Annotated in this window: 20 protein-coding genes, 1 tRNA gene and 1 other RNA gene; 3 read left to right on the top strand and 19 right to left on the bottom strand. The window is 44.9% G+C overall.

What is annotated here, in order from left to right:
* Positions 1-237: 237 nt before the first annotated feature.
* Positions 238-1110, bottom strand: coding sequence for an SDR family oxidoreductase (locus IID12_03590; GenBank protein MCH8288178.1), 873 nt, complete (start codon positions 1108-1110; stop codon positions 238-240).
* Positions 1111-2302: 1192 nt separating this feature from the next.
* Here IID12_03590 and IID12_03595 point away from each other — a divergent pair.
* Complete coding sequence (locus tag IID12_03595) at positions 2303-2554, top strand: DUF4242 domain-containing protein (GenBank protein MCH8288179.1); 252 nt, start codon at positions 2303-2305, stop codon at positions 2552-2554.
* A 451-nt stretch (positions 2555-3005) separates the two neighbouring features.
* On the opposite strand, the gene IID12_03600 is transcribed toward IID12_03595, so the two are convergent.
* Both IID12_03600 and mazG read right to left on the bottom strand, forming a co-directional pair.
* Positions 3006-3476, bottom strand: coding sequence for a GreA/GreB family elongation factor (locus tag IID12_03600; GenBank protein MCH8288180.1), 471 nt, complete (start codon positions 3474-3476; stop codon positions 3006-3008).
* Entirely contained in the window at positions 3473-4270 is a 798-nt protein-coding gene (mazG, locus tag IID12_03605) for a nucleoside triphosphate pyrophosphohydrolase (GenBank protein MCH8288181.1), read from the bottom strand. The genes IID12_03600 and mazG overlap by 4 nt, the downstream gene beginning before the upstream one ends.
* A 196-nt stretch (positions 4271-4466) precedes the next feature.
* Between mazG and IID12_03610 the strand changes: the two genes are divergently transcribed.
* Positions 4467-5903 (top strand): M28 family peptidase, encoded by a 1437-nt coding sequence (locus IID12_03610; protein ID MCH8288182.1) that lies wholly within the window; start codon positions 4467-4469, stop codon positions 5901-5903.
* A gap of 1 nt (position 5904) precedes the next feature.
* Here IID12_03610 and IID12_03615 read toward each other — a convergent pair whose 3' ends face one another.
* The 14 genes from IID12_03615 to IID12_03680 all read right to left on the bottom strand — a co-directional run bounded on the left by IID12_03615 (position 5905) and on the right by IID12_03680 (position 20980).
* On the bottom strand, positions 5905-7215 hold the full coding sequence (locus tag IID12_03615; protein MCH8288183.1) for an HlyC/CorC family transporter: 1311 nt from the start codon (positions 7213-7215) through the stop codon (positions 5905-5907).
* Positions 7202-7657 carry an rRNA maturation RNase YbeY gene (gene ybeY, locus IID12_03620; GenBank protein ID MCH8288184.1) on the bottom strand — a complete coding sequence of 152 codons (456 nt, stop codon included), beginning with the start codon at positions 7655-7657 and terminating at the stop codon, positions 7202-7204. The genes IID12_03615 and ybeY overlap by 14 nt, the downstream gene beginning before the upstream one ends.
* Positions 7641-10004 carry an HDIG domain-containing protein gene (locus tag IID12_03625; protein ID MCH8288185.1) on the bottom strand — a complete coding sequence of 788 codons (2364 nt, stop codon included), beginning with the start codon at positions 10002-10004 and terminating at the stop codon, positions 7641-7643. Before IID12_03625 ends, ybeY begins: the two co-directional genes overlap by 17 nt.
* A gap of 29 nt (positions 10005-10033) precedes the next feature.
* On the bottom strand, positions 10034-11056 hold the full coding sequence (locus IID12_03630) for an acyl-CoA dehydrogenase family protein (GenBank protein MCH8288186.1): 1023 nt from the start codon (positions 11054-11056) through the stop codon (positions 10034-10036).
* Between the two features lie 148 nt (positions 11057-11204).
* A complete protein-coding gene (locus IID12_03635; GenBank protein ID MCH8288187.1) occupies positions 11205-11990 on the bottom strand; it encodes an enoyl-CoA hydratase/isomerase family protein in 786 nt (261 codons plus the stop codon).
* Positions 11987-13489: an NTP transferase domain-containing protein gene (locus IID12_03640; GenBank protein ID MCH8288188.1), complete on the bottom strand. Its 1503-nt coding sequence runs from the start codon at positions 13487-13489 to the stop codon at positions 11987-11989. Before IID12_03640 ends, IID12_03635 begins: the two co-directional genes overlap by 4 nt.
* 155 nt (positions 13490-13644) lie before the next feature.
* On the bottom strand, positions 13645-14004 hold the full coding sequence (locus tag IID12_03645) for a hypothetical protein (GenBank protein MCH8288189.1): 360 nt from the start codon (positions 14002-14004) through the stop codon (positions 13645-13647).
* A 2-nt stretch (positions 14005-14006) separates the two neighbouring features.
* Positions 14007-15365, bottom strand: coding sequence for a DUF1446 domain-containing protein (locus IID12_03650; GenBank protein ID MCH8288190.1), 1359 nt, complete (start codon positions 15363-15365; stop codon positions 14007-14009).
* On the bottom strand, positions 15365-17029 hold the full coding sequence (locus IID12_03655; GenBank protein ID MCH8288191.1) for an acyl-CoA carboxylase subunit beta: 1665 nt from the start codon (positions 17027-17029) through the stop codon (positions 15365-15367). Before IID12_03655 ends, IID12_03650 begins: the two co-directional genes overlap by 1 nt.
* A 41-nt stretch (positions 17030-17070) precedes the next feature.
* Positions 17071-18765 (bottom strand): single-stranded-DNA-specific exonuclease RecJ, encoded by a 1695-nt coding sequence (gene recJ, locus IID12_03660; GenBank protein MCH8288192.1) that lies wholly within the window; start codon positions 18763-18765, stop codon positions 17071-17073.
* A gap of 26 nt (positions 18766-18791) precedes the next feature.
* Positions 18792-19181: RNase P RNA component class A (rnpB, locus tag IID12_03665), an RNA gene on the bottom strand.
* A gap of 11 nt (positions 19182-19192) precedes the next feature.
* Positions 19193-19912 (bottom strand): hypothetical protein, encoded by a 720-nt coding sequence (locus tag IID12_03670; protein ID MCH8288193.1) that lies wholly within the window; start codon positions 19910-19912, stop codon positions 19193-19195.
* Between the two features lie 39 nt (positions 19913-19951).
* A complete protein-coding gene (locus IID12_03675) occupies positions 19952-20749 on the bottom strand; it encodes a Nif3-like dinuclear metal center hexameric protein (GenBank protein MCH8288194.1) in 798 nt (265 codons plus the stop codon).
* Positions 20750-20906: 157 nt separating this feature from the next.
* Positions 20907-20980, bottom strand: a tRNA-Val gene (locus IID12_03680).
* Positions 20981-21580: 600 nt separating this feature from the next.
* Between IID12_03680 and IID12_03685 the strand changes: the two genes are divergently transcribed.
* A complete protein-coding gene (locus IID12_03685) occupies positions 21581-23053 on the top strand; it encodes a hypothetical protein (GenBank protein MCH8288195.1) in 1473 nt (490 codons plus the stop codon).
* A 7-nt stretch (positions 23054-23060) separates the two neighbouring features.
* Here IID12_03685 and IID12_03690 read toward each other — a convergent pair whose 3' ends face one another.
* The gene (locus IID12_03690; protein ID MCH8288196.1) at positions 23061-23942 is read right to left on the bottom strand and encodes a hypothetical protein; all 882 of its coding nucleotides are present in this window, start codon (positions 23940-23942) and stop codon (positions 23061-23063) included.
* Position 23943: 1 nt separating this feature from the next.
* The gene (locus tag IID12_03695; GenBank protein MCH8288197.1) at positions 23944-26187 is read right to left on the bottom strand and encodes a TonB-dependent receptor plug domain-containing protein; all 2244 of its coding nucleotides are present in this window, start codon (positions 26185-26187) and stop codon (positions 23944-23946) included.
* Positions 26188-26400: the final 213 nt, after the last annotated feature.

Consider the following 26400-nt stretch of genomic DNA (forward strand, 5'->3'; position numbering starts at 1 on the left):
AATCATTGCCATTATTGGGAGTTCTACCGGGATCTACATCATACTTAATTTATAGACAAAACAAGCCCGCCTGTAGTGGGCTTTGTTTAAGCCTTTTAGCCTATTCAAGTAACCTACTGATAATACCAGATTTTAGCCCCGGATTAGCCCTGGATTAAGATTCAGAGCATTACTTTACTTCAACAACACAATTTTCCTCGTCTGGACGAAATTCGCACTATTGCCAGTGTGAAATTATCATCCGCCGAATACTTGCGCAAAATCCTTCGCAAAAGTTTCTATCGAGCGGGGAGGATTGCCAGTTATATCTTCCACGTCGTTTGACGTATAATCTCCCCAACCTTCGCTGTATGCTTGGAAATACTCAAGGTATGCCGACTTATTCCAATCGGGCAAACCCATGCCTGAAAGCGATTCATCCGCAGCTTCCATCGGCACGTCTATATAATTGACTTCTTTATCAAGCGCAGAAGAAAACGCGGCAGCAACATCGGAAAGTGAAATTGATTTCGGTCCCGAAGGAGTATACGTTTTACCTTCGTGCCCCTCTTGCGTAAGGATAACTGCCGCAACATCAGCAATGTCTCTAATATCGATCATTCCTAATTTACCATCTTTGAACGGCATATATATTTTTCCTTCAGAGGCAATCGACTCAGCTGCCATCATAATATTCTGCATGAAGAAATGTGGTTTAAGTATTGTATATGGTAAGCCGGAATTTTTCAAGTCGGTTTCAGTCTCTGCATGAACCCTGCCGTTACGAGAAGGAGCATCAGAAGCGGCTCCAATCGCTGACATTCTCACTATATATGGGCTGTCCTGTTTCAGAGCCGTGTCAATTACGTTTTTTGCCAGCTGAGGTGCATCCTCTCCAACAGGAGTAAGTAAGAAGACCTTTTCAATTCCTTCAAGTGCTTTTTCGATGCTGCCATGATCATTGAGATTTCCGATAACTACTTCTACGCCCGAGTCCTTTAGCGATTGTCCCTTCGATTCGTCCCGGACAAGACCTCTAACACTCGCTCCCCTATCTACAAGATTAGTAATCAAAGCACTGCTTACGTTTCCTGTTGCTCCTGTAACCAATATTTTTCCATTATCTGACATTTATATTTCTCCTTTTTATTATTCTTCTTGAGCTGCCGTTCCGAGTTTTTTGCAAAGCATGGGTTCGTCTTCTTGCATCAAGGTTGTATAACCCACCATATCTGTGAACATGATGGCTACGAGTTTACGTTTGGGCTCAGATGGCATTCAATATCCTTTTAAATATCTGAATGTGATTTTAAAAAGCAAGGTTATAAGATAGCTCTTTAAGTAATTTCCTGCAAGATAAATGATAACCAATTTAATCCTTATTGAAAGTTATTTAGTGTGACCGTAGCGTGCCCACCTAAAGCTCACAAAAAGACATGAAACAACATGAATCAACACAAAACAACACTTGGAAAAATCCCCGATAATAGGGGATTACAAGGGTACTATTGACTCTATTATTGACTTTTACCTATTTTGAGGCTTTGCGGGAAAGTCTGGGAATCCTCCAAAGGAGTCCCTTCGGGAGAACCCAGCGGATGTGTCTAAGCTATTTTCAGTCTAATTATCTCAGCGGAAGAAACTCTAAACGCCCAATTTCTAAAGGTTTAGGTGACCGTTTGGAGCTACCCCCCCGGACAATGTTCTGGCTGGTTATTAGAGGGGAGCAATAGGACTATTTCTTAATAAGAAACCACCCCCCGCATACTGCGGGACTTCGCCTTTTTTTCCCCTCCTTATAAAGGAGGGGACTTTTATCCCGTCGAAGATGGGATATGTAGGGACAACTCAGGAGTTGTCCGTGGGCAATTCCCCGCTTTCTTCGGGGTAAGCATGAATTGCGCCTACAACAAAGATAAATCCTCATGGGTATCAAACCAAGCTCTGACAGCATAACGGAGAATCCTGATGGCGTCGGGGCCTGTCCGACCGATGCCAGGCCAGACTGATGTCGGGCTGGATTGGAAGCGGTATAGGTAAATACCGAAGAGACGTTTGAGACCTCCCGAATACTCACATCAGTCTCGCTACATGGTCTAACAGTATCGGCATTGCCAGAACTATTTAAATGATTTTGAAATTTAGCCGGTAATTGGTTATATTACATTCACAGATGGGGAAAATATCAATATAACGAGTCAACTGATAATTTTATATAAACAGTAGTTAAGCCGCTTAGTGAAATTCCGCTCGTTAGCAAGGGTGGATCCAGTTAAGCGGCACAATCGAAACCCGATGAAAACAGGAATGAAAGGAGGACAAGATGCCACTCTATATGGACGTTCACAAAGGTGTGGAAGGGTTGACTGCCGAAGCGGTCGCAGGGGCCCACAAGAAGGACCTCGAGGTTCAGGAGAAGCACGGGGTGAAGTATCTGAAATACTGGTTCAACGAAGACGATGGCAGTATTTTCTGTCTGTGCGAGGCCCCGAACAAAGAAGCGGCTGAGGCAGTACACCGTGAGGCCCACGGCCTTGTCGCAGACGAGATCATCGAGGTCAAGGAGGGCGAGTAGAAGCATATAGCAAGGGCCTTAGCCACGAAACGGACATATGAGCGCTTTTAGATGGAATTACCTCAGCGATAGAAACTCTAAACGCCTAATTTCTAAAGGATTGGGTGAATATTAGTCTTTCAACCTTCTTCCACCGTCCAATCCACTCCCCTATCCCATTCCTGAGAATATTCAACCAGCTATTCTAACCCCTTTGTTAGCTTTTTCGCTTGCCAATCTGAGGAAGGCTAAAAGCTCCCCTTTTACTTCAGCAACACCATCTCCGATAGGATATGTAGGGGAGGGTTTAATAACCCTCCCATTTTAACGGGCCTGCCCGCACAGGCAACGCAGGCACCTTCGGTGACTGCGCCACATCGTAAAGATTGATGTCATTCTGAGAAATCCCGATTCATCGGGATGACGAAGAATCTCGTTAAGTGGGAGCCAGGGCAAGCCCTGACTGCAACATTCAATCCACTTTTTTGATAAGCCATCTGTTCGTCCCTCTCTCCGATTTGACAGTCACCTTGTCGCCGACTGATTTACCAAGAATCGCTTTTCCGACCGGAGATTTAGTAGAGATCTCTACTACGTCGTTTTTGAAGAGTGGCATCGAGACTACTTCCCCCTCGAGTATCACACCCGAATCGATGTTTTCGATAGTAATGTTCGACCCCACGAATATCTTACCCTTCGGACGGTCTTTCGGGTCATACACCTCCGAATTCGCAAGTTTACTCTCCAAGTCCTGAATTTTGGTCATGAGCAGCGAAAGCCGTTCCCGCGAGGCATGATATTCAGCGTTTTCGCTCAAATCCCCCTGAGCTCTCGCTGCTGAAATATCTTTCTGAACCTGTGTCTTCTCAGGACCTTTCATCGAGCGGAGCTGTTCCACCAATTCGTCATAGACTTCCTGCTTAAAGAAATATCTGTCGCTCATTTCTCTCTCCCGGTCTTATTGCTCTCCCAGATTTTATCCATCTCATCGAGCGATAACTCGTTTATTTCTCTCCCCTCCAATTTTGCAGATTCTTCAATCCCTTTAAATCTCTCCTCGAATTTCCTGCTTGATCTCCTCAGCGCATCTTCCGGGTTGACGTCTATGAAACGGGAGAGATTGACAATGCTGAAAAGAAGGTCGCCTATCTCCTCTTCAATACCGATCTCAGCGTCGTTTTCAATTGCTTCGTGCAGTTCTTCTATCTCTTCGGATATCTTATCCCAAACGCCGGAGATATCTTTCCAGTCGAATCCGGCGCTCGCTGCTTTTTCCTGAAGTCTGAAGGAACGCTGCAACGCGGGCAGCGTATCAGGTATCCCTTCGAGCAGTGATTCCCTTCCCTCGGAACGCTTAATTTCTTCCCACCCCATTTTAATCTCGTCAAGGCTTTTCTTATCGCCGCCGTTAAAGACATGAGGATGCCTTCTAACGAGTTTATCGTTTATTCCTTCCAATACGTCGAGTATGTCGAAACTACCCGATTCCTCCCCTAATTTAGCGTGAAAAATGACATGCAGCATCAAATCCCCGAGCTCTTCCCTGAGCAGGTCCATATTTGACTTATCTATGGCTTCAACCGCCTCATACGCCTCTTCAATCAAATACTGCCTCAACGATTCGTGAGTTTGAGCTCTGTCCCACTCACAGCCGTTTTCGGAGCGAAGCCTGTGCATTATCTCTATCAAGCGTAAAAACTCTCCTGTATAGCTCTCTGAATCACGATTTTCCGACATCTGGCACCTTTCTCAAAATAAATAAAAGGATGAAGCCGCCGACCGATCTTTATGTTGGATCAGCAGCCATCCTTTATGTAATATATTTTTTTGAATTGTCAATTTCAAGCGTCTAATTAGAGTCCAATCGGCTTTCTCTTGATTGTGAAATTCGCATTTGATAACTTTTGAATCAGAAATCAAATCCGGAGAAATCATGTATGAAATTGTTCTTACCCGCTTAGTTATTCCTATTTTAATCACATTAAGCCTCTTTTCTACGCTATCCGCTTCCGATAAAGATATCTATCGCATGATATTCGGGGAAGTCTATTATAATTCCGAGGCGTACGCCAATCTCCGGGATCTTTCCGATAACATCGGAGGAAGGGTATCCGGCACCAAATCGGGATATGAAGCGGAAGCGTGGGCGCTTGCGAAATTCAAATCTTACGGCTTAGTCAACCCGCATTTCGAACGCTTTGAGATGCTCGGATGGGAAAGAGGCTCTCTAAAGGTCGAAGTTTCCGAACCGGGAAAAAAGAAACTATCATCGGCAGCCCTCGCCAATACACCCGCAAAAGCGAAGATAACGGACTACGTGATCGACGTTGGATACGGACATCCTGACGAGTTCGCCGCAAAAGAAAACGAAATAAACGGAAAAATTGTCCTTGCCGAGGTTGGAACACTCCCCGGCAAGAGGCCGGTGCACCGGATTGAGAAAGTGGAACTCGCAACCAAGTACGGCGCATCGGGATTTGTTCTCATAACCAACGCTCCCGGGAACCTGCCCCGTACGGGTACTTGCAGCATTGGAAAATACGCCAGTATCCCTGCTGTCAGCGTCTCTTCCGAACATGGTTCATGGCTTAGAAGGTACCTGAAGGATAATCCGGATTTAAAACTCAAGATAGAAATGAAAAATAAAACGAAGAAGACGCATGCGCACAACGTTGTCGCTGAAATTCCGGGCAGCGAACTCCCCGAGGAGGTCGTGATAGTGGGCGCTCATCTCGATTCCTGGGATCTCGGACAGGGTACTATTGACAACGGGGTGGGTTCTGTTACGCTGCTTGAGACGGCACGGGTATTATCGACGCTCAACGCCAAGCCGAAACGGACAATCAGATTCATATTGTTCATGGGTGAAGAGTTCGGACTCTACGGCTCGAAAGCCTACGTCAAACGGCATTCGGGAGAATTAGGGAATATAGTCATGATGCTGAACATGGATATGATTGGAAACCCTTACAGTTTCAACGTTCACGGACATGAAGAGGCTCTGCCGTTCCTTACGGATCTTGCCGCTGATTTAAAGGGATTCGGTATGAAACCCGACGAAGTAACGTCGAAAGCCGGATTGCACAGCGACCATCAGTCATTCATGCTTGCCGGAGTACCGGCGATGAACATCCGCGCGGACTTAGACGAAAGTATGTGGCGCTACTACCACAGCGCGGGAGATACATTCGATAAAGCATCCGAGACTTATTTGAACAACGCAGCGGTTATTGCCGCAACTACGCTTCTCAGGATAGCAGATGAACCCGGGAGGATTGCAAATTTATACTCGGACGAAGAAATTAAAGAGATGCTGATAGAAAACGACTTACAGGAACCGCTCTCGCTGATGGGCTACTGGCGATGGTAATCTAAGCCTCATCGTCCTTATCGATTATGCCTGAAGTATCGATCTCTACGGTCATGATCCTATTAGATTTAACCTTGAGAACCTTAAACTCAACCCCCTTGTAAGTCATCACGTCCCCTTCGCCCGGAATCTCTCCGAACTGATGAAACAGAAAGCCTCCCAGCGAATCATACCCTTCACCCTTAGGAAAATTCAAGCCTAATTCATCATCCATGTCGTGGAGATCCCATCTCGCATCCGCCCTCAACCTGTTTTCGCCGGTTTTCCTGAATATAGGCTTTTCATCGTCATGCTCATCCTGAATCTCACCTACGATTTCTTCGAGGATATCTTCAAGGGTCAATAAACCCGATATACCACCGTATTCATCTACTATGAGAGCGATCTTTATCCGTTTGTCCTGAAATTCCCGCAGCATCTCGTCGACCATTTTAGTCTCCGGAACATAATGAGCCGGTCTTAACAGATCGGAAATCCGTTTCTTTTGCTCATTTTCATCGAGATACGGAATTAAATCCCGGGCATATAAAATCCCTTCGATATCATCAACACTTTCCCCGTAAACCGGTATTCGTGAATATCCGCTTTTCTTTATGGTTGCTATTGCCTCACTGATTTCAGACTCTACCGATATCATCGTTACGTCCGTTCGCGGTACCATGATCTCGCGGACTAACGTATCGCCTAATTCAAATATTCCATGGAGCATCTTCCGCTCATCTCTTTCGAGCGTACCTTTTTCCTCTCCCATATCCACGAGAGCCCTTATTTCTTCCTCTCCAAGATTGATCCTCCTCTTCTCGATCCCGAGCATTTTCAGAGCAAAATTCGTTATCCCGTAGAGTATGTTTGCCACCGGCTGAAGAAGCGTATGGAAGAAAGATAACGGAAGCGCGAAAAACCTGGCAATTTTTTCAGCGTGTCTGAAGGCAGCGAGCTTTGGGGAAACCTCCGAGAAGATGAGTATTATCACGGTAACTATTATGACTTCGATCAACACCGCGATATCCCTGTCTATTCCGGTTGCAATAGCGATATCAATGGCTAAAAGTGCTGCAAGGCTTGCTATTGTAACGTTTACAATAGTGTTTCCGGTCAGAATCGTCAGCAGCAGCTTCCGGGGCTCCTTTAAAAGCTTCAAAAGCCTTTTGGAACGCCTACCCCCTTCTTTGGAGAGCGCTTTCAATCTTGATTCTTTTAGGGAAAAGTACGCCGTCTCGCTTCCCGAAAAAAATGCGGACAAAATCAACAGCAGAACTAAGACAATTATTTTATACCAGAAAAATTCGTCCAGAAGGTCAGTGCCTCTCATTTTCCGACTTCAAATCCACCGTAATTTCTACAAGTTGAAGGTAATGGTCTTCTTTTCTCTTCATTTCTTCTTTTTGTGAATCTGTGGAATCGTCGTATCCCGCCAAATGCAGAATCCCATGAATAACAACTCTCAATATTTCTCTTGAATGCGAAATGTTATAGTCCAGTGAATTGTTTTTGGTTGTTTCATAACTGACGTAAATTTCGCCTTCTAACTTCTCCGGTTCATCATTGAGCGGAAAAGTGATCACGTCCGTGGCGTAGTCATGCCCCATGTAATCTTTGTTTATCTTTTTTATTTCACTGTCCGAAACGAATAGAACCGACACGGAATCATATTCTTTTTTTTCCCCCTGAAGAACCGATTGCATCACTGATTGGAGTTGGTCGGATTCGACATCGACATATTCCAGTCCTTCTACGTTAAGTGCCCGGTCCATCAACCTGCCCAATTTTTTCGCCTTTTGCCGGGCTCATACCGCTTTCCTCTTTATGCTGCCGGGATTTATCTTCCTCTTTGGATTCTTCCTCATCTTCAGGATATTCGATTCTGACGTGATACATCCCTATCAGGATCGGTAAGATCGCTTTTTTCATCTTTCTGATCTCCGCAAGGGTCAGGTCACATTCATCAAGTTGACCGTCATTCAGCCGTGATTTAACTATATAGTCAACCATATCCCGAATTCTATTTACGGTCTTTTCCTTAATTGATCTTGTCGCCGCTTCTATACCTTCACACAGCATCACTATTCCTGACTCTTTGGTTACCGGTTTCGGTCCCGGATACCTGAAATCCATTTCATTCACCACACTGTCATCTCCGGCGGCGTCAACTGCTTTTTTATAGAAATATTCCATCCTCATTGTGCCGTGATGTGAGGTGATAAATTGAATTATCGCTTCAGGAACCTTGTGCTTTTTTGCAAGCTCAATTCCATCCCGAACGTGCGATGAAAGTATCAGGGCGCTGAGATTCGGACGCAGCATCTCATGCCTGTTATCCGCTCCCCTCTGATTTTCCGCGAAATATTCAGGCTTGTTCATCTTACCTATATCATGATAATATGAACCGACCCTTGCAAGAAGCGAATTAGCGCCGATTGCATTCGCTGCTTCTTCAGCCAGGTTTCCGGACGCTAAACTATGCGTATACGTTCCCGAAGCCTTTATTGCCAGCTGTTTGAGAAGCGGTCGGTTTGTATCAGATTGCTCTAACAGAGTCAGGTCGGTTGTTATCCCGAAAGCGATCTCGAGAAAACCGATTATTCCATATACGATTATAGGAGAGAGGAGAGCATTACCCATCGCCCAGGCATAGCTCTCTAATAGGACATCAAGACTACTAAATTTCAATATCTCTACTGCGGTTATAGCGATAATGTATGCGAACGAGACGTAAACAAACGACTTGAATAACTGGCTCCTGGTTCTCAATCGCGTTACCGAAAATATGGATGCGGTTCCCGCAAAGATAGAGACGATCACGAAATCCAATTTATTTCCGAGGATTACGCCGATTAAGAGGGCAAGGGTGGCAGTTCCTATAAAAGCTATTCGCGCATCGACAAGAATCGTTAAAACCATAGAAGCGATCACTATTGGAATCAGATACTCAGAAAGCCCGAGTCTGTAAATAACAAGTGACGAAAAAGCCAGATGGGAGAGAAAAATGAAGCCGATTAAAAGAATCATCCGGTTATCCTTATAAATCTGAGGGCGGTAGGCTACTATAAATGCGCCGAAGAAAAACAGGATAACGGATACAAGTAATACTCGACCGACTTGAGGCAGCAGGGTTACTATACCCCCTTCTGCGGTTCCCCGCCGTGCTTTTTCCGAATATAACGATTCGAGTTTTTGTTTTATCAAAGGAGTCACCCGTTCGTTCCTATCAACAATTCTCTCATTCAATCGGACTATGTCCCGGCTGATTGGAACCTTGGCTATCGCTTCTCTCTCACGTCCTTCGGTGGTTGCGACATCGTAAATAATATTGGGCTTTATGAATTTTCGCAATATTCCGATCCCGATTTCCACCTCATCACCTTCTTCAACCCCGAGGCTCGCCTTCAGACGGATCTCCGCTTGTAACGTGACATCCGAATGGCTCATGTAATAACCCTTATCACCGAGTATCTCCTCACCCTTTTCCAATACGGCTATCTTTTGTTTCTGTATCTCATCCAGTGGGATATCCAACACTCCCTCTCTGAACAAATCCCGCGCGATTCTCTCAACGTTCGCTCTGAAAGTTTGCAGCACATCAACACCTCCGAACGACTGTCTGGTCGGGTCAGTGAGAAAATTCCACCGCTTCTTCGATAAATCGAATCCGAAATCCCGATTTGCGATCTCTACAAGCCCGAACAATTTCAGGGAATCCGCTTTCAGCCTGTTAATAAGCGCAGAATCAATAATTGATCGACTCAGCACTTTTGTTGCGAGGTTCTTTCCGTAAGCTGTTTTTGCCTCTCTCGTGTTAATAAGGACCTCAAAGAATCTGTCCATCTGATCGAGCTGCACAAGCATCAAATCATCTTTCCGTATGAACAGCGGATAGATCTCATCAAGCGCTTCCGCACGGTCTTTTTCAAGTTCGCCTTTGGTTTTTAATATTGGAAAATCAAAAGGAGCGATAATCTCTTCAGTCGTAATTTGATGTACTTCGTATGCATATTCGAGGGATTTTTCACGAGGGAAAAAGAACAGGCTTGAGGCAAGCAATACTATAATAGTGCCCAGCCTCACTGTCATGTCGATTTTTTTTGAAGATTTATCTGCCATATACGATTAGAACCGGAGAATTATACTAATTAAGTCTGCTGGAGTTCCCTCTTTAATTCCCTTGTGATGATAATTCGTTGAATTTCCGAAGTCCCCTCGCCGATCTCGCAAACCTTTGCATCCCTGTAAAACCGTTCAACCGGAAAATCTTTCAGATATCCGTAACCGCCGTGTATCTGAATAGCCTCACTCGCCGCTGACATCGCTAATTCGGAAGCAAAGAGTTTCGCCATCGCCGATACTTTTATAATATTTTTTCCTTCATCCCGCATCTTAGCGCTATTGTAAACCAAGAGCCGCGCCGCCTCTATTTTCATTGCCATATCAGCCAGCTTGAATCCTATGCCCTGGTGGTCAATTATCAGTTTCCCGAATGTCCTCCGCTCATTTGAGTACTTTAAGGACATCTCGAAGACACCTTCCGCCAGACCTAAGCTCAAAGCGGCAATCGAGATTCTGCCGCCGTCAAGCGTTTTCATAAACTGTTTGAACCCTTCACCTTTTTTCCCGAGAATGTTTTCTGACGGTACCCGCAAATTTTCGAAAGTCAATGACCTTGTATCGGAGCCGCGCCAACCCATCTTTTTCTCCGGCGGTCCGATAATCAATCCGGGAGTTCCACTCTCAACGATAAAGTTGGTGAGCTCGTTTTTGCCGTTGTGGTTCCCCGTAGACGCTAATATTACAAACGTGTCGGCAAATCCTGCATTGGTAATAAACACTTTCGAGCCGTTTATTACAAATTCATCCCCATCCGCTACCGCTACCGTTCGTGCCGCTGCCGCATCGCTTCCGGCATGAGATTCGGTCAAACCGAAAGACGCCAGCTTCCCTCCGCTCGTCAAAGCCGGGAGATATTTTTTCTTCTGTTCCTCGCTTCCGAAATTATATATAGGACCGACACCGAGAGAGATATGCGCGGCTAAAGTGATCGAAGTTGAAACACATACTTTTGCCAACTCCTCCACCGCAATTGCGTATGATACATAGTCCATCCCGGCACCGCCATATTCAGGCGAAAATGGAATCCCCATCAGACCGAGCTCGTTCATCTTTTCCACTGTTTCAACGGGAAATCTTTCCTGTTCATCTATTTCTTGTATGATCGTCTGTGAAAAAATCCATTTCTATTATCCAGGTTAGTCGTTATTTGAGAACAATATAGGCATATATCAGGTGTTGTTCAAGCAGCGGGAAATTTCAATAGCCTTTATACTTTGGGCTTCTTTTCTCCGAAAACGCCTTCAGCCCTTCGATCCGATCCTGTGTCGGAACGGTTTTCAAGTACTCGGTCCATTCTACGTCGAGCGCATCCTCAAAATTTCGGTCAAAACCTTCTCTCACAGCTTTTTTTGCCGCCTGAACTCCCACAGGAGCGTTACCGGCTATAACAGACGCCATCTCCCTTGCTTTTTCGAGCAGGTTCTCTTCAGGCACAACAGCATTGACCAGCCCTGATTGCAACCCTTCTTCAGGCGTTATATCGCGTCCCGTCATGATCCATTCGAGCGCTCTGCCGATGCCAACCATCCGTGAGAGCCTTTGAGTACCGCCGGCGCCGGGCATGATTCCAATTGTTACCTCTTTAAGACCGAGTCGCGCATTATCCGCCACAATTCGTATGTCAGCTGCGAGGGCGAGCTCTAGACCTCCTCCCAGCGCCGAACCCTGAATTACGGCTATGACGGGAACCTTCAAAGACCAAACCTCGTTGATCGCGCTTCTGATACGTTTAACTGACGGAACTACATCTGATTGGTCCATTGACAACCGTTCCTTCAGGTCTGCTCCCGCACAAAAATGCTTACCCTCAGCCCTAAGCAAAACTACTCTCACTTCTCGTTTCTGAATCAGACTGTTGATCCGCGCGGATGATGCCGTCAGCTCCTTTACCATTTCCGCATTCAAGGCATTGACCGGCGGGTTGTTGAGGATCAGTTCGGCAATGAAAGAATCTTGTACGACAGTGACTTCAGCGTTGCTCAAAGATCGGTAACCGCCTCTTCACCCTCGGTTGGCGGAAGAATAAACCTTACTTTTGAAGATTTTTCGCCGTTTTGGTCTTCTGATATTTTTTTGACCAGCTTGCGTTTAAGAACAGAATGAGTGATTTTCACACCGCTTTCGATTATGCTCCCGAATATATATGTTACACCGCGAAGATGAACGTCATCACCGATCTCAACCGGATATTCATTACTGCCTGTAATAAATACGCGTGACTCGATAACGCAGTTATCGCCGACTTTAACTTCACCTTTTATTTCATTTCCGTTAAGTATAGTTGTGTTTGCGCCTATCTTTATTTCCTGTCCGGGAAAGTTACTCATCAACACTCTTTCTCCGAGGTTCGTTCCGGGTCCGATGTATACCGTTCCGGTAAGTTGGCAGTGGTCGCAAATCTCTACTCCTTCTGAGAGATGTACACCCGGCCCGAGCGATACTCCCTTATGTACATGGATGTCACCCGCCTTTCCGGCTTCGTCGAGTTCAAATATCCTATCCACAACTTCATCCGAGAGGAAAAAGTCGTACCGGTCCTCGATCGTGATCACATCCTTGAGTTTTTCATACACCCTTTCTCTCGCTATTGCCTCCATTTCCCGCAATGTACTTTTAAGATTGAATCCCTCAACCAGTCTGCTGTCGTTCGCATTGGCGGCATGTACCTTCTTGTCGTTTTCATTAAATATCTTTATGAGATCCGTTACGTATAATTCTCCTTGAACGTTTTCAGTAGTCAGAAGCTCTAAATGTTCTTTTAGAGAACCGTTCTTAAATGCGTAAACTCCGGTATTGAACTCAGACAGATTGAGCATATCCTGCTTATTCAAGACAAATATTTTCCCTTTATGTTTCACTTCATAGGGTTCGTCATCTTTCATGGCGAGGATATCTTTGTATTCCTTTATTTCAGCTACCTCCCCCGCAAGGGACCCCGCTGAACTTCCGTCATCAAATTTTTCCGGCACCCTGATAATCCTTCCGTACTGATTGTTTTTTTGATCTCCCGCATACTCTCCCGTAAGGACCATCATATCCGCTTTCGATGTCTCGAAGGATTCTTTGAAGCTCTTGATCGTATGTTCATCTATCAGACCCATATCTCCCGGGACAATGTAAACATCACCGCTGAAATCGGCGCCGTCTATCGCTTCCATCGCTATTTTGACGGCATCCCCCGTCCCTCTTTGTGCTTCCTGCACAACAAATTTGAGGTTTTCATCCTTCCCGACACTCTTCGCCACTTCTTCCGCCTTGATCCCGACTACAACTATCTGTGCGGAATTGTCAAGCCCCCCATCGAGGGCAGCCCTGACACGAACTACGGTGGGTACGCCCCAGATCTCATGAAGCATCTTTGACTTTTCGGATTTTATTCTCTTGCCGTGTCCTGCGGCAAGAATTATGCCCACCGACCCGTTAGAAAGGTCAAGCGGTGAACTCAACTCATCTATGAGCGAGCGTATATCCTCTTTTCCCACAAAATATCCCGTATTTGTAATTTGTCAGGTAATAACAACGATTAACTTAAATAGATACACCATATTGAGCAAGAGGAAAGTGGCTTGGTTAGCGGCTCACTTTGCTATAGAATTGCGGTTAATATCCCCAAAAATATTGCGAAAACTCATTATCCCTATATTTCCGGTCGTTTTTCGTCCTCTTCCACGTCAAAATCATCCGCTACCTCTATCTCCATGAGAAGCAGCCCCTGCCCGTGCGTTTTCCCCTGCGCATCGTTTTTAAGCGACTGGGAACCGCCGCCGCCGAGTGAGTCGTGCAGTATGAAGTTGAGCGCAAGAAGATTAGGCAGCTCATACCGTTCGACGTCGCCCTTCACAATATTCCCGAAATGCGCTTTAACTTTTTCGTTTGTAACCGATTCCCTGATAATATCATAATATTCCGGCTTTTTAGCTATCAATCCGACGTTACTCGAATTTCCCTTATCCCCGGAGCGGGCGTGCGCTATCTCGTATAATTTCAGTTTTTTCATCTTTAAAGCGTTTCTATGCTGACTTCCGGCTTAATTAACTCTTTTTTTATAAGAGCGGGCCAGTAGGCATAAATATTCTGCGCTCTCGGTCTGCCTCCCGCGAAACCGGTTATGCCGGGCGGTCCGTTCGTTATGACCGGCGCCAGTTCTTTTCCGAACCGTTCGATCGCTTCTTTGTCATTGTCGCGGACTCCAAGCCGGAGGACGATTTCATTTACCTGTTCCGGCATTTGATTTATCTCACCGTGGCTCGAATCAAGACCAAGATATTCTGTGCTTGTTTCCTCGTATTTGCATCCGGCATCTTCAAGCCGTTTCCATATTATCTCGGCGCATTTTTTCGCTTTCGCGACCGCAAACGGTCCCGAAATCGTCAGGTTTCCTGAAGCTTTATATCCGACGAAGTGATTGACGGATACCTTGTAACTGTCCGTCGCAGGCTTCCCTTTTACTCCAGTTACTCTGACGCGGTCTTTCCCGTCCTCTTCTAAACTGATACTCGTGAAGTCGGCTACGCAGTCGGGAGTGATATAATTGGTGGGGTCTCCCATCTCGTAAAGCAGTTGTTCGCTTACCGATTCTATGTTTATCAGCCCCCCCGTATTCTCATGTTTCGTAATTACGAACGAGCCGTCATCAAATGCTTCGACTATCGGATAACCTATGTTTGCGTATGCGGGTACGTCCCACCAGCGGGTATAGTTGCCGCCTGTGCTTTGTGCGCCGCATTCGAGGATATGCCCTGCAACTGTTCCGGCTGCGAGAAGGTCGTTGTTTTCGGAATTCCATCCGAATTCATGTATCATCGGCGCAAGCGTCAACCCCGTATCGGTAACCCTCCCGGTTATGACTATATCCGCTCCTTGCGCAAGAGCGTCCGCTATAGGGGCGGCGCCGAGGTAGACGTTTGCCGAAACTATGCTCTCCCGAATTTCTTTCAAGGGCATCCCTGACTCCATGTTCGACAGGTCAGCGCCGTTTCCGATAAGTTCGTCAATGTTGTCTAAAATGTCATCTCCCCTGACAACAGCTATCTTCAACCCGGAAACTCCCGACTCTTTTGCGACTGCCTTTAATGACTCGACGCAGGAATCGAGGTTTACGCCGCCAGCGTTCGTGATGACCTTTATGCCCCTCTTTGCAACGTCGGGAAACAGCTCTCTCATGACGTCGATGAAGTCCTTTGCGTAACCCGCCAGCGGGTTTTTACTTTTCTGCCGCTGCATGATAGACATAGTCACCTCAGCGAGGTAATCCATCGTCAGATAGTCTATCGGTCCTCCCCTGACCATCTTAACGGGAGCGTCCACCGAATCGCCCCAGAAGCCGCCGGCGTTTGCAATCCTTATCGGCTGTTTCATTACGTCCTCAAAACACCTGTAACGTAATTTTTCATTTCAGGATTGTGATCTGCCATTTCGAGTCCCTGAATCAACAATTCTCTCGTATCCCGCGGGTCTATGATCGCGTCGAGCATCATGCGCGCGGCGACGTAATAAGGAGACATCTCTTCTTCATACTTCTTCTTTAACTTCTCGTGAAATTCCTTTTTTTCGCTCTCGCTCAGCCCCTTTTTGGTCATAAGAACCGTATTTGCGGCTATTCCGCCGTCCATCACGGCAAGCCTCATCGTGGGCCATCCCACTATCAGACGCGGGTCGTATGCTTTTCCGCACATGGCGTAATTCCCCGCACCGAAAGAGTTCCGCGTTATTACGCTGAACTTGGGTACTACGGAGTTTGCCTGAACGTTTACGAACCGGGCTCCGTCCTTGATTATTCCCTCATTTTCCGCCTTTGTCCCTACCATAAATCCGGTTACGTCATGCATAAAAATCAGAGGAATTTTTCGTTCATTACACAGCATAATAAAGCTGGTAGCCTTATTCGCCGAATCGGAATATATGACGTTGCCCATCTGAATTTGAGGCTGCTGCGGCTTCCCTGCATGATCGGGAGGCATCTCCTTCTTGGCTGACTTCCCCTGATTCGCCACTATACCGACAGAAAATCCTCCGAGTCGTGCGAAACAGGTCAGTATCGTCTTTCCGTACTTCGCTTTGTATTCCTCAAACTCGCTTCCGTCAACTATCCGGGCTATTATCTCACCGACGTCGTATTTTCCGCTCGAGTCATCCGGGAGTATTCCCAAAAGCTCTTCAGGGTCGAGCGAAGGTTCTCGAGCGTCAATTCTGTCGAGCCCTAACCGCTCTCCCCTGCCTATCAGCGACATTTGTTCCCGAATCCATTTAAACGCATCCTCCTCTGTGTCAAACTGATAATCGGCGACACCACTAACGGCGTTATGCATCTCAGCGCCCCCGAGCGATTCCATATCCACTTCCTGCCCTAATGCGGAACGTACGAGAAACGGACCTGCCAGAAACATACTCGCATTCGAAGTGATCATCGCCAATTCACTGGACATAGCGGGTAGATATGCTCCGCCCGCCACAGAGTATCCGAATACACATGATATTTGCGGAAGCCCCATTGCGGAAATTTTAGCGTTATTCCTGAATATTCTGCCGAAATGCTCCTTGTCAGGAAATATCTCTGCCTGCCGTTCCAGGTTTACGCCTGCAGAGTCGACCATATAGATTATCGGCAGGTGATTATCCATAGATATCTCCTGCGCCCGCAGGTTTTTCTTACACGTTATTTCAACCCACGCTCCGGATTTTACGAGCGGATCATTTGCGATGACCACGCACTTTCTTCCCGACACCTCGCCGATTACCGTTATCACACCCCCCGATTTGTAGCCACCCTTTATCTCTTCGTACATACCGTCCGCCGCAAATAAGCCTATTTCCGTAACGGTTGCGTCCTTATCGAGTATTTGGTCTATTTTTGCCCTTGCGGGATATTTACCCTTTTTAATAAGCCGTTCCTCGCGCGATTTCTCATGTGTTTTTGTCTTTTCGGCTCTTGAATTCAACTCTTCCAACAACTCTTCGAAGTGGGCTTTCCGGGATAGGTATTCTTTTGATTTCTTTTTAATGGTCGTTGTATACTTTTTCATTTTGCTTGCTTAGTCTGTTCTATATCAATCCTTCCGCCCATCTACCGAATATCCTTCAAATTTAATTGAATGCTGGTGTTACCGTTCCAACTGTTTTCTTCGATAACATATGCAATTTTCAAACCTTCCTCGGGCGGATTTAATACTCTTGTAAGGTCCTCCGCCATGTTAAAACCGATCGCATCCCAAACCACTCCGCCCTGTTTGACTTTCATCTTCAGGTGGTTTTCCCCAACAATGTTTGGTTTGTATGCCGATTCAATACCATAAGATACAAATATCGGGTGTTTATTGCCGGGACCATATGGTTCGAGACGTTCTACTATTTCAAGGAGCTTTTTATCGATATCTTTAAATTTTATAACACCTTCAATAGTGATTTTTGGAGTCATCACGTCTTCGGATAATCGCGAGGCGATCACATCATCGAACCTGTCCACAAAATCCTGAATTTTTGATTTTTCGATAGTGAGTCCGCCCGCCTGTTCGTGGCCCCCGAATCCTAATAAGAGATCGGAACATTCAGTCAGCGCTTCATGCAGGTTGACTCCCGGTATGCTCCTTCCGGAACCTCTTCCAACGTCATCATCAAGGGAGATCATCACCGACGGACGGTAATATTTTTCAGTTATCCGAGACGCTACGATCCCTATTACGCCCTGATGCCACTTATCGCCGTATAGTACCGCGCCGAACAGCTGATCGGGATTATACCGGTCAAGCAGTTGTTGCTCCGCCTCTTCATAGGTTTTCTGATCTATCACCCGTCTCTCGGAATTTAATCTCTCGAACTTTTTCGCTAATTTAGTCGCTTGCTCCATATCGTTCGAAATAAAAAGCTCTACAGCCTCCCTTGCTTCTCCCAAACGTCCTACTGCGTTAATCCTCGGACCAAACAGGAACACAATGTCATTTACGGTCATTCGCTGCTTTCTGAATCCCGATGATTTTAATAAAGCCCTGAGTCCTATCCTCTTCGCTTTATAGATTTCCGGAAGACCCAGCGATACTATGACCCTGTTCTCACCTGTCATAGGCACAATGTCAGCGGCGGTTCCGAGAGCAGCAAGATCATATAGCTCCCTTGAATACCAATTATCAGGATTCTGATTCTTTTTTAATGCCTGAGCTAATTTGAGGGCGACGCCGGCGCCGGATAAATTTCTGTAGGGATAAGTTGAGTCATGGCGTTTCGGATTGATCACCGCGAGCGCATCGGGATGGTGATCGACAACTTCATGATGATCCGTCACTATCACGTCTATGCCGTATGATTTTGCGAGCTCGATTTCACTATGCGCCGTGATGCCGCAATCGCAGGTTATAATAAGTTTTACACCCACCTGATTGGCTGATTCTATCCCACCTGCTGAAAGCCCGTAACCTTCGCTGCGTACCGGGATGTAGTACGTAATCCGGGCACCCATTTGACGGAGAGTCAGGTATATTATTGACGTCGCTGTAGTCCCGTCTACGTCGTAATCCCCGTAAATCAGCATGTGATTATCCTGTTCAATATGCCTTTGGATAATCTCGACTGCTTTTGACATATCCGTTAACAAAAAAGGATCGTGAAAGTGTTCCTCTTCCGGATTGAAAAATAATTTTGCCTGCTCTAAGTTTTCTATCCCCCTGTTCAATAGTATGGAGACTATTAAATCGGAGAGCCCGGTCTCCTTCGATAACGATGATATACTCTTCTCATCAAGAGTAGGAAAGGTCCAGACTTTATCCATATGTAACCAGCATTTGAAGTATCATTGCTCCAAGCAAACCTGTAAGCCGAATTCTGTCTCCCGGAAAACCGGGATGGCGATCATCTATCTGGGCGGTGCGTTACCGCACCGCTCAAGCGATCTACCCGAAAAGCTATCCCGGTAAACCGGGATAAGCGCCAGATACGCATGCTTTCCTACTTGATCTTGCTCCAGGTGGGGTTTACATAGCTTCCGGAGTCACCCCCGGAACTGGTGGTCTCTTACACCACCATTTCACCCTTACCTTTCCGATAAAATCGGAAATCGGCGGTATTCTTTCTGTTGCACTTGCCGTTCCTCGCGAAACCTCTCTGTTAGAGAGCACCTCTCTGTACGGAGTTCGGACTTTCCTCCCCTCCCCGAAATCGGGAAGAGGCGATCGCCCGGCCTGCTTGAAGCATTAATTTTAATTTTCAGCAACTGCCTCATGCGGTATCAGTACTCTGCCGCATGCTTCGCAATTAATAATTCTTTCCATCTTTTTAACCTCTACTACAAGTTGAGGCGGAAGGCTGTGGAAACAACCTCCGCATGCGCCTCGAATTACCGGAACTACTGCTCGACCGTTCTTTGCATTTCTAATCTTCTCATATTTTGAAAATAGCGCTTTTGAAATCGTTGGAGCGATCTTTTTCCTTTTTTTCAGGTATTCGGTCTCGGAGCTCTTTGTCTCATTGATTTTCAGGTCCAACTCTTTTGACCTCGTTTCAAGGTCCTGTTGAATTTCCTCTAACAGGGCTTTGGAGTTTTTGTTTGTTTCTTCATTCTCTTCTTTTTCGCCCATCAGATCAAGTATCTGATTTTCACTCTCACGGATTGCGTTCTGCATCGCTTCCAACTCATGCGTGAGCGCGTCATATTCCTTATTCGTATTCACAGCATACAGCTGTTCTTTATATTTTTCCAGTTTTTGTTTTGCCTGCGCAATATTTCCTTCAATATCTCTTATCTGCGAATCAATTTCCTCGATACGGCTGCCGCTTTCCTCTAAAGACTTTTGCGTCCCTCCAAGATCGTTTTTCAATTGTTCAACTTCGTGAGGCAAGCTGCCTCGAAGCTCTTCGATTTCGTTTAGTTTGGAATCAACGTTTTGTAACTCAATCAACTTTTCCAATACTTCCCGCATTACTGTCTCCTAAATGACTCTTTCTTGTTTTGCAATTTATTATGTGTTCGCATTTCCATTGAATAAAACAAACGGGTTTGATTCGGATTCCGATATTCTAACCTGTATTTTTCCGAAATCAATCCTGTTCTCTAAGTAATCTTTTATCGGCTGTATAACTACCCGTTCACTTTCAAAATGCCCTGCGTTAATCAGGGCGATCCTCTCGCCTCCCTGAAGCCAATGGCTGTGCTTGAAATCAGCGCTGACAAATACATCAGCGTTCTTCTCAATGGCAGTCTCCAAAAATGCTCCTCCTGAGCCTGAAGAGATGGCGACTATTTTGACAGCGCTGTCCAGATTACCTCTATAAGTCAACGCCTCTACATTGAGTACCGATTTAATCTTTTCAAGAAACTGGCTTAAGCTCAACTCCGTATCAAGCTTTCCGATTCTACCATACCGCCCTGCTGCATCAGAATTTAAAGGTTCGATATCCACAAGCCCTAACTTGTTTGCCAGCTCCTCGTTCACACCACCCGCAGCGGCATCCAAATTTGTGTGCATTGTATAGAGTGAAATATCGTTCTTTATGAGTTGGTAGATTACAGACGCAGGGTGTTCTTCTTTCCTTAATGCTTTTAAAGGCTCGAATATTATCGGATGATGTGAAATAATTAAATTAGAGTCCGTGCTTATGGCCTCTTCCACAACCCTTTCGGTAGCATCGAGGGCAACTAATATCCCGGTTAATTCCTCTTCGTCCGATCCTATCAGCAACCCTACGTTATCCCATTCCGATGCGCTATCCTCCGGCGCCCACTCATTCAATATTTTAGTTACATCCTTTACTTTCACGTCAAAAAAAATACCCCTTAGCTAAGGGGCATTCTTGAATGCAGATTTATCTTTCGAAGAGGCATTATAGATGGTCTCCGAATTTCCGGTGACCTCACTTACCGTCTCCAATAATTTTATTTTTGCTTATCTTCAACCTCAATTTTTCTCGTTCATGTGGGCGATACTGGACTCGAACCAGTGACCTCCACGATGTGAGCGTGGCACTCTAACCAACTGAGCTAATCGCCCATCCATGTACGGTCAGTAATATATATTCATTCTAAAAGTATGTCAAGTGTTAATCATGCTGAACCTCCCCCAAAATGTCATGCAAATCCGAGTGATAGTTGTTTCCATGTTGATTCCCCACCCTATAGCCCAGCCATTTATGGCTGGGTGGAGATTTGTCCGCCGAAAATCTGCTACGCCGTTCACGGCGTTGTCTCATCTGTGCCTATTGCAAGGGCGTGAACGCCCTGAGTTTTGTGACGTTATCAGTTCGCAGCCATTTTGAGGCTTTGCGCAAACCGTTAAAGCGGTTGTATGGGTGTGATTTGCGATTTGCTATCCCCCGATTAAAATCGGGGGTTCATGATACCCTAAGACTAATAATCTCAATATCTTATTAACCCCTCGATTGGTCGAGGGGTTGTAGATGAGTCACACTTAAGCAAACTGTTTCAACAGTTTTTTTCATTTGAAATCCGTTTCTACACAGCCTCTGAATGGCTGGGCTAAATTTTACAACTCGGTGATATTTTCATTTAACTTATTGATAGACGCTCGATACGTCCTGTAGTACGAAATAAAAAATCTTGCTTCAAAATCATCACTTTCATTTATTAGACCGTGAGCGATACCAAAAAGACACCTGATTTAGTACTTATAGTCAGCCTTGGACTGGGAGTCATCCTATTTTCATTAAATGAAGCCGATACGGATTTTTTCGGACATCTCACTTATGGCGAGGAGATTTTAGAAAGCGGTTCCATGCCGACCGTCAATAAGTATTCTTACACATATCCGGATTACCCCTGGGTAAATCACAAATGGCTCACAAGCGCTATTTTTGCTTCGCTAAACAGCCTGTTCGGAAGTGGCGGGATTCTTATTCTAAAGATCACAATATTTTTGATAATTATCGGGGTTTTAAACTCCACAATAAAAAAAATCTATCCCGGCATCCACCCGTTAGCGCGATTTCTCACGCTCGTTATTTCATCCGGGTTTTTGCAGGCAGCCTCTCACCCGCGAGCACATATATTCACCTATCTCTTCACATCTATTTTATTATGGATACTTTATTCCAACTACAACGTCAAGAAAATGATATTCTTACTTTCAGCGATATTTATTCCGTGGGTCAATCTTCACGGGGGAGTCATCGCCGGTTACGGAATATTTTACCTTTGGGTCATTACCAAACTCTTTCAAAAAGATGGTGATCAACCACTAACCAAACCCCCCTTAATCGTTATTTCTCTCTGTTTACCGATTTTCTTGCTTATCAATCCTTATGGTCTCGATCTTCCGGCGCAGCTCTGGACGGAGTTGGCAACAGATAAATCGATGATAGCCGAGTGGCAGCCGTTACCGCTGTTTACATGGAATTACCTGATATTTAAAATCCTCTTCGCGGTCGTCATTCCGCTTTCGTTTTTGTGGCGAAAAGAAATAAAACCGTTTCCGACGTTGCTGGCGATGATCACTTTTTTAATGTCAATTCGGTATTTCAGACACATCCCTTTTTTCGGCATCTCAAGCGCGCTCATTTTGCCGATTCTTTTCGACAATTATCTCAGCCGATACGCTAAGAGTCTCAATAACGTGACAGGCAAATTCCTAAACAGTTTTGCTCTCTTTTCCCGGCTAAAAAGAATTATGATAATCGCGCCTTGTTTACTGATTGTTTTCCTACCCCACGTTATCGGGTACCCGTCATCTATGACGATTTATCCGCCGCCCGATTTTTATCCGATTGAGCATGTCAGGTGGTTGAAGGGAAATAACATTAAGGGAAACCTCCTCAATTCGTTCAATTGGGGTAAATATCTTACATATGAACTTTACCCTGATATTAAAATATGCATAGACGGCAGGTTGGATACAGCTTACCCGGAGAAATTTCTAACCGAATATTTCGATTTCTACTTTGGCGAAAACGCCTCGTCAGATTTTCTGCGTAAATACGATCACGAATTGATCATGCTGGAACCTGAAAGTCCACAGGTTGAAAAGCTATTAAGTAACAGAAATTGGAATGTAGCGTTAAGGACAGATGAAGCAATTCTATTTGTAAAAGCTCAGGGCAAGAACGAATAAGTTCATATCACTCGAAAATAATAAATTCTCCGCCGGAACGCTTAAAAGGCAAATTTAGAAAGTCGGCGTGATATTCATGTACATCGTCCCCCAGACTATTTATTAGCTCGACGGGAGGATTCATATTACCCACCATGACGTAAGGTATGATCTGATACTCACCTGCAGGTAGCTCTCCCGGCAATAAATCAAATCTCAGTTCGTAGGTCAATGTCAGATCTTTATCTATAAAATTCACTAAATTAATGTGAGATCCGATATCAACCATCTTTATTATTTCTTCTTGCGTGTCAACCTTTTTTAGAAACAATGCGGAAAGCGGCAAAGAGCTTCTTGCATCAGCCCTTAACATCACGGTTTTAACCGGATCAATGCGAGGGGAAGTAAGAGTTACGTCCACAAGTATAATTGTCGATTCCGATGCGCTCGCAGACTCTTGTTTGGGTGCTACTTCAACATTGAGCAGTTTTGACAATGTTATATTTTCTTTGATACTACCCGTTTCATCTATTTCTTCTGTGGATTTGACCAGATCACCGTTGAGAATTGTAACGCCCACCGAGTCAAGACTGAAGTTGGCGACGTAAAAATACAGGTTAAAATCGCCGTTTACACCTTCACCCCCGCTCTGACTTGCCGGCGGAGGTAAGCTGAGCGTGAATTCTCCTCCGGAATCAGTGAGTGTACTTATATTGAATCCCTCGAGCCAAACGTATATGCCGCTGAAGTCTGTTTCATGGCTCAAAGTTACCTGCCCGCTGATCTGAGACGCAGAGACTTTATCTCCATCCGAAAACGGATTTTCAGTGCATCCCGTCAGCATAAACATCAATACGCCGAATACTCCAATTGAAGTTAATCCGGATGGTCTCATTCTGTTAAAAATCATTTTAATATTCCAATCCTATACTTAGATAGAATCTTCTGTCGCGAAGAGCCAGCCCGTCTATGCTCAGGTCATTTTCAACGAGATTTAAAGCACTGATATTTGAAACGAGATCGAAATTTTTCCACCCGAACCTCTTACTTAAATGAAAATCTACATTCGAATATGAAGGTAGAGTGATTTCTGTCAGCAAGTCAGATTCATCTCTTATCCATCCGATCTGATCCCCCTCTTTAAACAGGATCACATGAATCGACACTCCGCTGAAATTTAAAACCAAATCCGATGTAACTTTAAAATCATACTTGAAAGGGAATACCGATTTATCGGAAATAAAATACTTAGAGACCCCTAATCCAAAATTGAACTTCTCCTCGAAAAAAAAGTTGTCCGAGTTAATTTCCAATCCGGAGATTTTTGCTCTTGATACGTTGTCGAATAAGGGAATCGGTGATCCCAAAATATACGTTGCCCGGATCTTATTATAGTAGACATTTTGAAAGAAGTTAGTTGTTATTTTCCATCCATCCAACGGAGTATCGCCCTTCATAACTCCCGATAACTCTAATCCTATCTCCTTACTATAAACTTTTTCAGGTTCAAAAGTTATGGAAGTCTCATCTGCGCTTCTGGCATAAATAGAACTGATGCGTTGATGCAGAGTCGGGAATTTAAAATTTGTGCCGTAGGTCATATAAGCGTTATAAGATGCGTTTTCAAATTTACCGGCGATGATATATGAAAATTTGTATGATGTCTCATCAGCTGAGTCATTATATGCATCAGAGCCATCCGAAATATCCTTTTGAGCAAGCGCTATATCCTCCTCATCACGCACATATTCCCTGCGGAAGCTGATGTCGAAGTCGGTCACGTTTACTCTTTCTGAACTGCTTCTCTGGTGGAACTTGGTTATTGAAACGAATCCGTGCCTCGACCTGTTCAATCCGATGCCCGGATTATTTGTCCCTCCGAGAAGTATATTATCCCGAATGTCAGAAAAATCTAAGTTTGCTCGCTCAAATTGGTACACAATTCGCTGCTCTATGCTGCCCAAATTTAATAGCTTTTCTATTCCGAGATTGAATGAGTCCTCCTTTAATTCACGCCTTAAAGTTCCTATACTACTTTTCACCTCGTGGATCTGCTCAAAATATTTTATATACGTTTTCAATTCGATATTCGATAATCCCGGTATATCCCCGATAAAACGGGTTGAATACAGCTGCTCGTCGTTAGATAATAATTCCTCGTCTCTATCGTTCTCGTAATCCCGAGCCGTTATCAATGCAGTTGCAAAGATAGCATCCTCACCACCATCGTTACTGCCCAAATCAAACTTAAGGTTAGCCGTATAATGTGAGGATTGATTTTTCAGTTCGGGATTCTGTGCCGCTTCTCCCGAAAAAAGTCTGCGCGATGAACTCTGCCTTGCGCTCAAAAATCCTGAAAAATTGCCCGCGTTCCCGTTGAGATTGAGGGTCCACTGTCCTGTATCATAACTCCCTATTTTTTGTTTAAATCTTATGTGATTTCCTTCGCCGAGTCTGGGGACTAAATTCACTACGCCTGCAATGGCGTCCGACCCGTAAATCACCGTATTGCTACCCCTGATTACCTCAATTCTTGAGATGTCCTGCAAATCAATAAGAGAAATGTCCGCAATGTTATTATAGAGGCTGTTTAACTTGATGCCGTTATAGAGCACTATTGTCTCATCCGCGTTTCCTCCTCTCAGGGAAATGGTTTTCCTGCCGCTCAGATCATCTTCAACCTGTACACTTTGTTCGTTTCTCAAAAGATCGCCGATATCGTCAAATCCGCGTAACTCGAATACCTGAGATTCTATAACCGAGATTGAATGAGGAAGATCCTTTTGATATTCGGCGGTAATCCTTTTTCCTTTCACTTTGAATTCCGACAGAGGTATAACTCTCGGCGTTAAGAATATGTCTAAAGGAATATCAATATCAGCGATGGAAATTTCGAGCAGCTCATAGCCTACATGCCGGAAGACAATAACCATTCGGGCGTCCGGGTTGTCGATTTGAAGAACATAACTTCCCGAAGACCCTGTCGTCGTGCCTATATTTGAATTCTTTATGAAGACGTTTACGTTTGAAATTGTTTTATTCGTATTCGAGTCTTTTACCGTCCCGTAATATTCCTCAATTCCCTGCGCGTAGAGGCGAACTGCGGGAAATAGCAAAATTACGATGAGTATAAAATTGAATTTATTCTTATTCATTAAATTGATTCATCTTGATTTTCATAGGATATAACAGACTATCACACTGGTTTTAATTATAATTAAATACTCTCTCTCCGAAATATAGTTCCAAATAATCGGGTTACACGCTTTAGCTTATTTAAATTATAACCTATCCTTCTTTCAATATTTTTTTAATTATCTTTTTATCGTCCGGCAAGAATCCGCTCAGCACTAAGCGGGGTACAAGTT

Source organism: Candidatus Neomarinimicrobiota bacterium (genome assembly GCA_022567655.1).
Taxonomy (GTDB): domain Bacteria; phylum Fidelibacterota; class SORT01; order SORT01; family SORT01; genus JADFGO01.

What these genes read in the sequence shown, in the direction of transcription:
- IID12_03610 (MCH8288182.1), top strand. Translation starts at nt 4,467, where the DNA reads ATGTATGAAATTGTTCTTACCCGCTTAGTTATTCCTATTTTAATCACA.
- IID12_03615 (MCH8288183.1), bottom strand. Translation starts at nt 7,215, where the DNA reads ATGAGAGGCACTGACCTTCTGGACGAATTTTTCTGGTATAAAATAATT.
- IID12_03630 (MCH8288186.1), bottom strand. Translation starts at nt 11,056, where the DNA reads ATGAACGAGCTCGGTCTGATGGGGATTCCATTTTCGCCTGAATATGGC.
- IID12_03690 (MCH8288196.1), bottom strand. Translation starts at nt 23,942, where the DNA reads ATGATTTTTAACAGAATGAGACCATCCGGATTAACTTCAATTGGAGTA.
- IID12_03645 (MCH8288189.1), bottom strand. Translation starts at nt 14,004, where the DNA reads ATGAAAAAACTGAAATTATACGAGATAGCGCACGCCCGCTCCGGGGAT.
- IID12_03670 (MCH8288193.1), bottom strand. Translation starts at nt 19,912, where the DNA reads ATGCGGGAAGTATTGGAAAAGTTGATTGAGTTACAAAACGTTGATTCC.
- ybeY (MCH8288184.1), bottom strand. Translation starts at nt 7,657, where the DNA reads ATGGACCGGGCACTTAACGTAGAAGGACTGGAATATGTCGATGTCGAA.
- IID12_03625 (MCH8288185.1), bottom strand. Translation starts at nt 10,004, where the DNA reads ATGGCAGATAAATCTTCAAAAAAAATCGACATGACAGTGAGGCTGGGC.
- mazG (MCH8288181.1), bottom strand. Translation starts at nt 4,270, where the DNA reads ATGTCGGAAAATCGTGATTCAGAGAGCTATACAGGAGAGTTTTTACGC.
- IID12_03695 (MCH8288197.1), bottom strand. Translation starts at nt 26,187, where the DNA reads ATGAATAAGAATAAATTCAATTTTATACTCATCGTAATTTTGCTATTT.
- recJ (MCH8288192.1), bottom strand. Translation starts at nt 18,765, where the DNA reads ATGGATAAAGTCTGGACCTTTCCTACTCTTGATGAGAAGAGTATATCA.
- IID12_03600 (MCH8288180.1), bottom strand. Translation starts at nt 3,476, where the DNA reads ATGAGCGACAGATATTTCTTTAAGCAGGAAGTCTATGACGAATTGGTG.
- IID12_03595 (MCH8288179.1), top strand. Translation starts at nt 2,303, where the DNA reads ATGCCACTCTATATGGACGTTCACAAAGGTGTGGAAGGGTTGACTGCC.
- IID12_03650 (MCH8288190.1), bottom strand. Translation starts at nt 15,365, where the DNA reads ATGAAACAGCCGATAAGGATTGCAAACGCCGGCGGCTTCTGGGGCGAT.
- IID12_03655 (MCH8288191.1), bottom strand. Translation starts at nt 17,029, where the DNA reads ATGAAAAAGTATACAACGACCATTAAAAAGAAATCAAAAGAATACCTA.
- IID12_03590 (MCH8288178.1), bottom strand. Translation starts at nt 1,110, where the DNA reads ATGTCAGATAATGGAAAAATATTGGTTACAGGAGCAACAGGAAACGTA.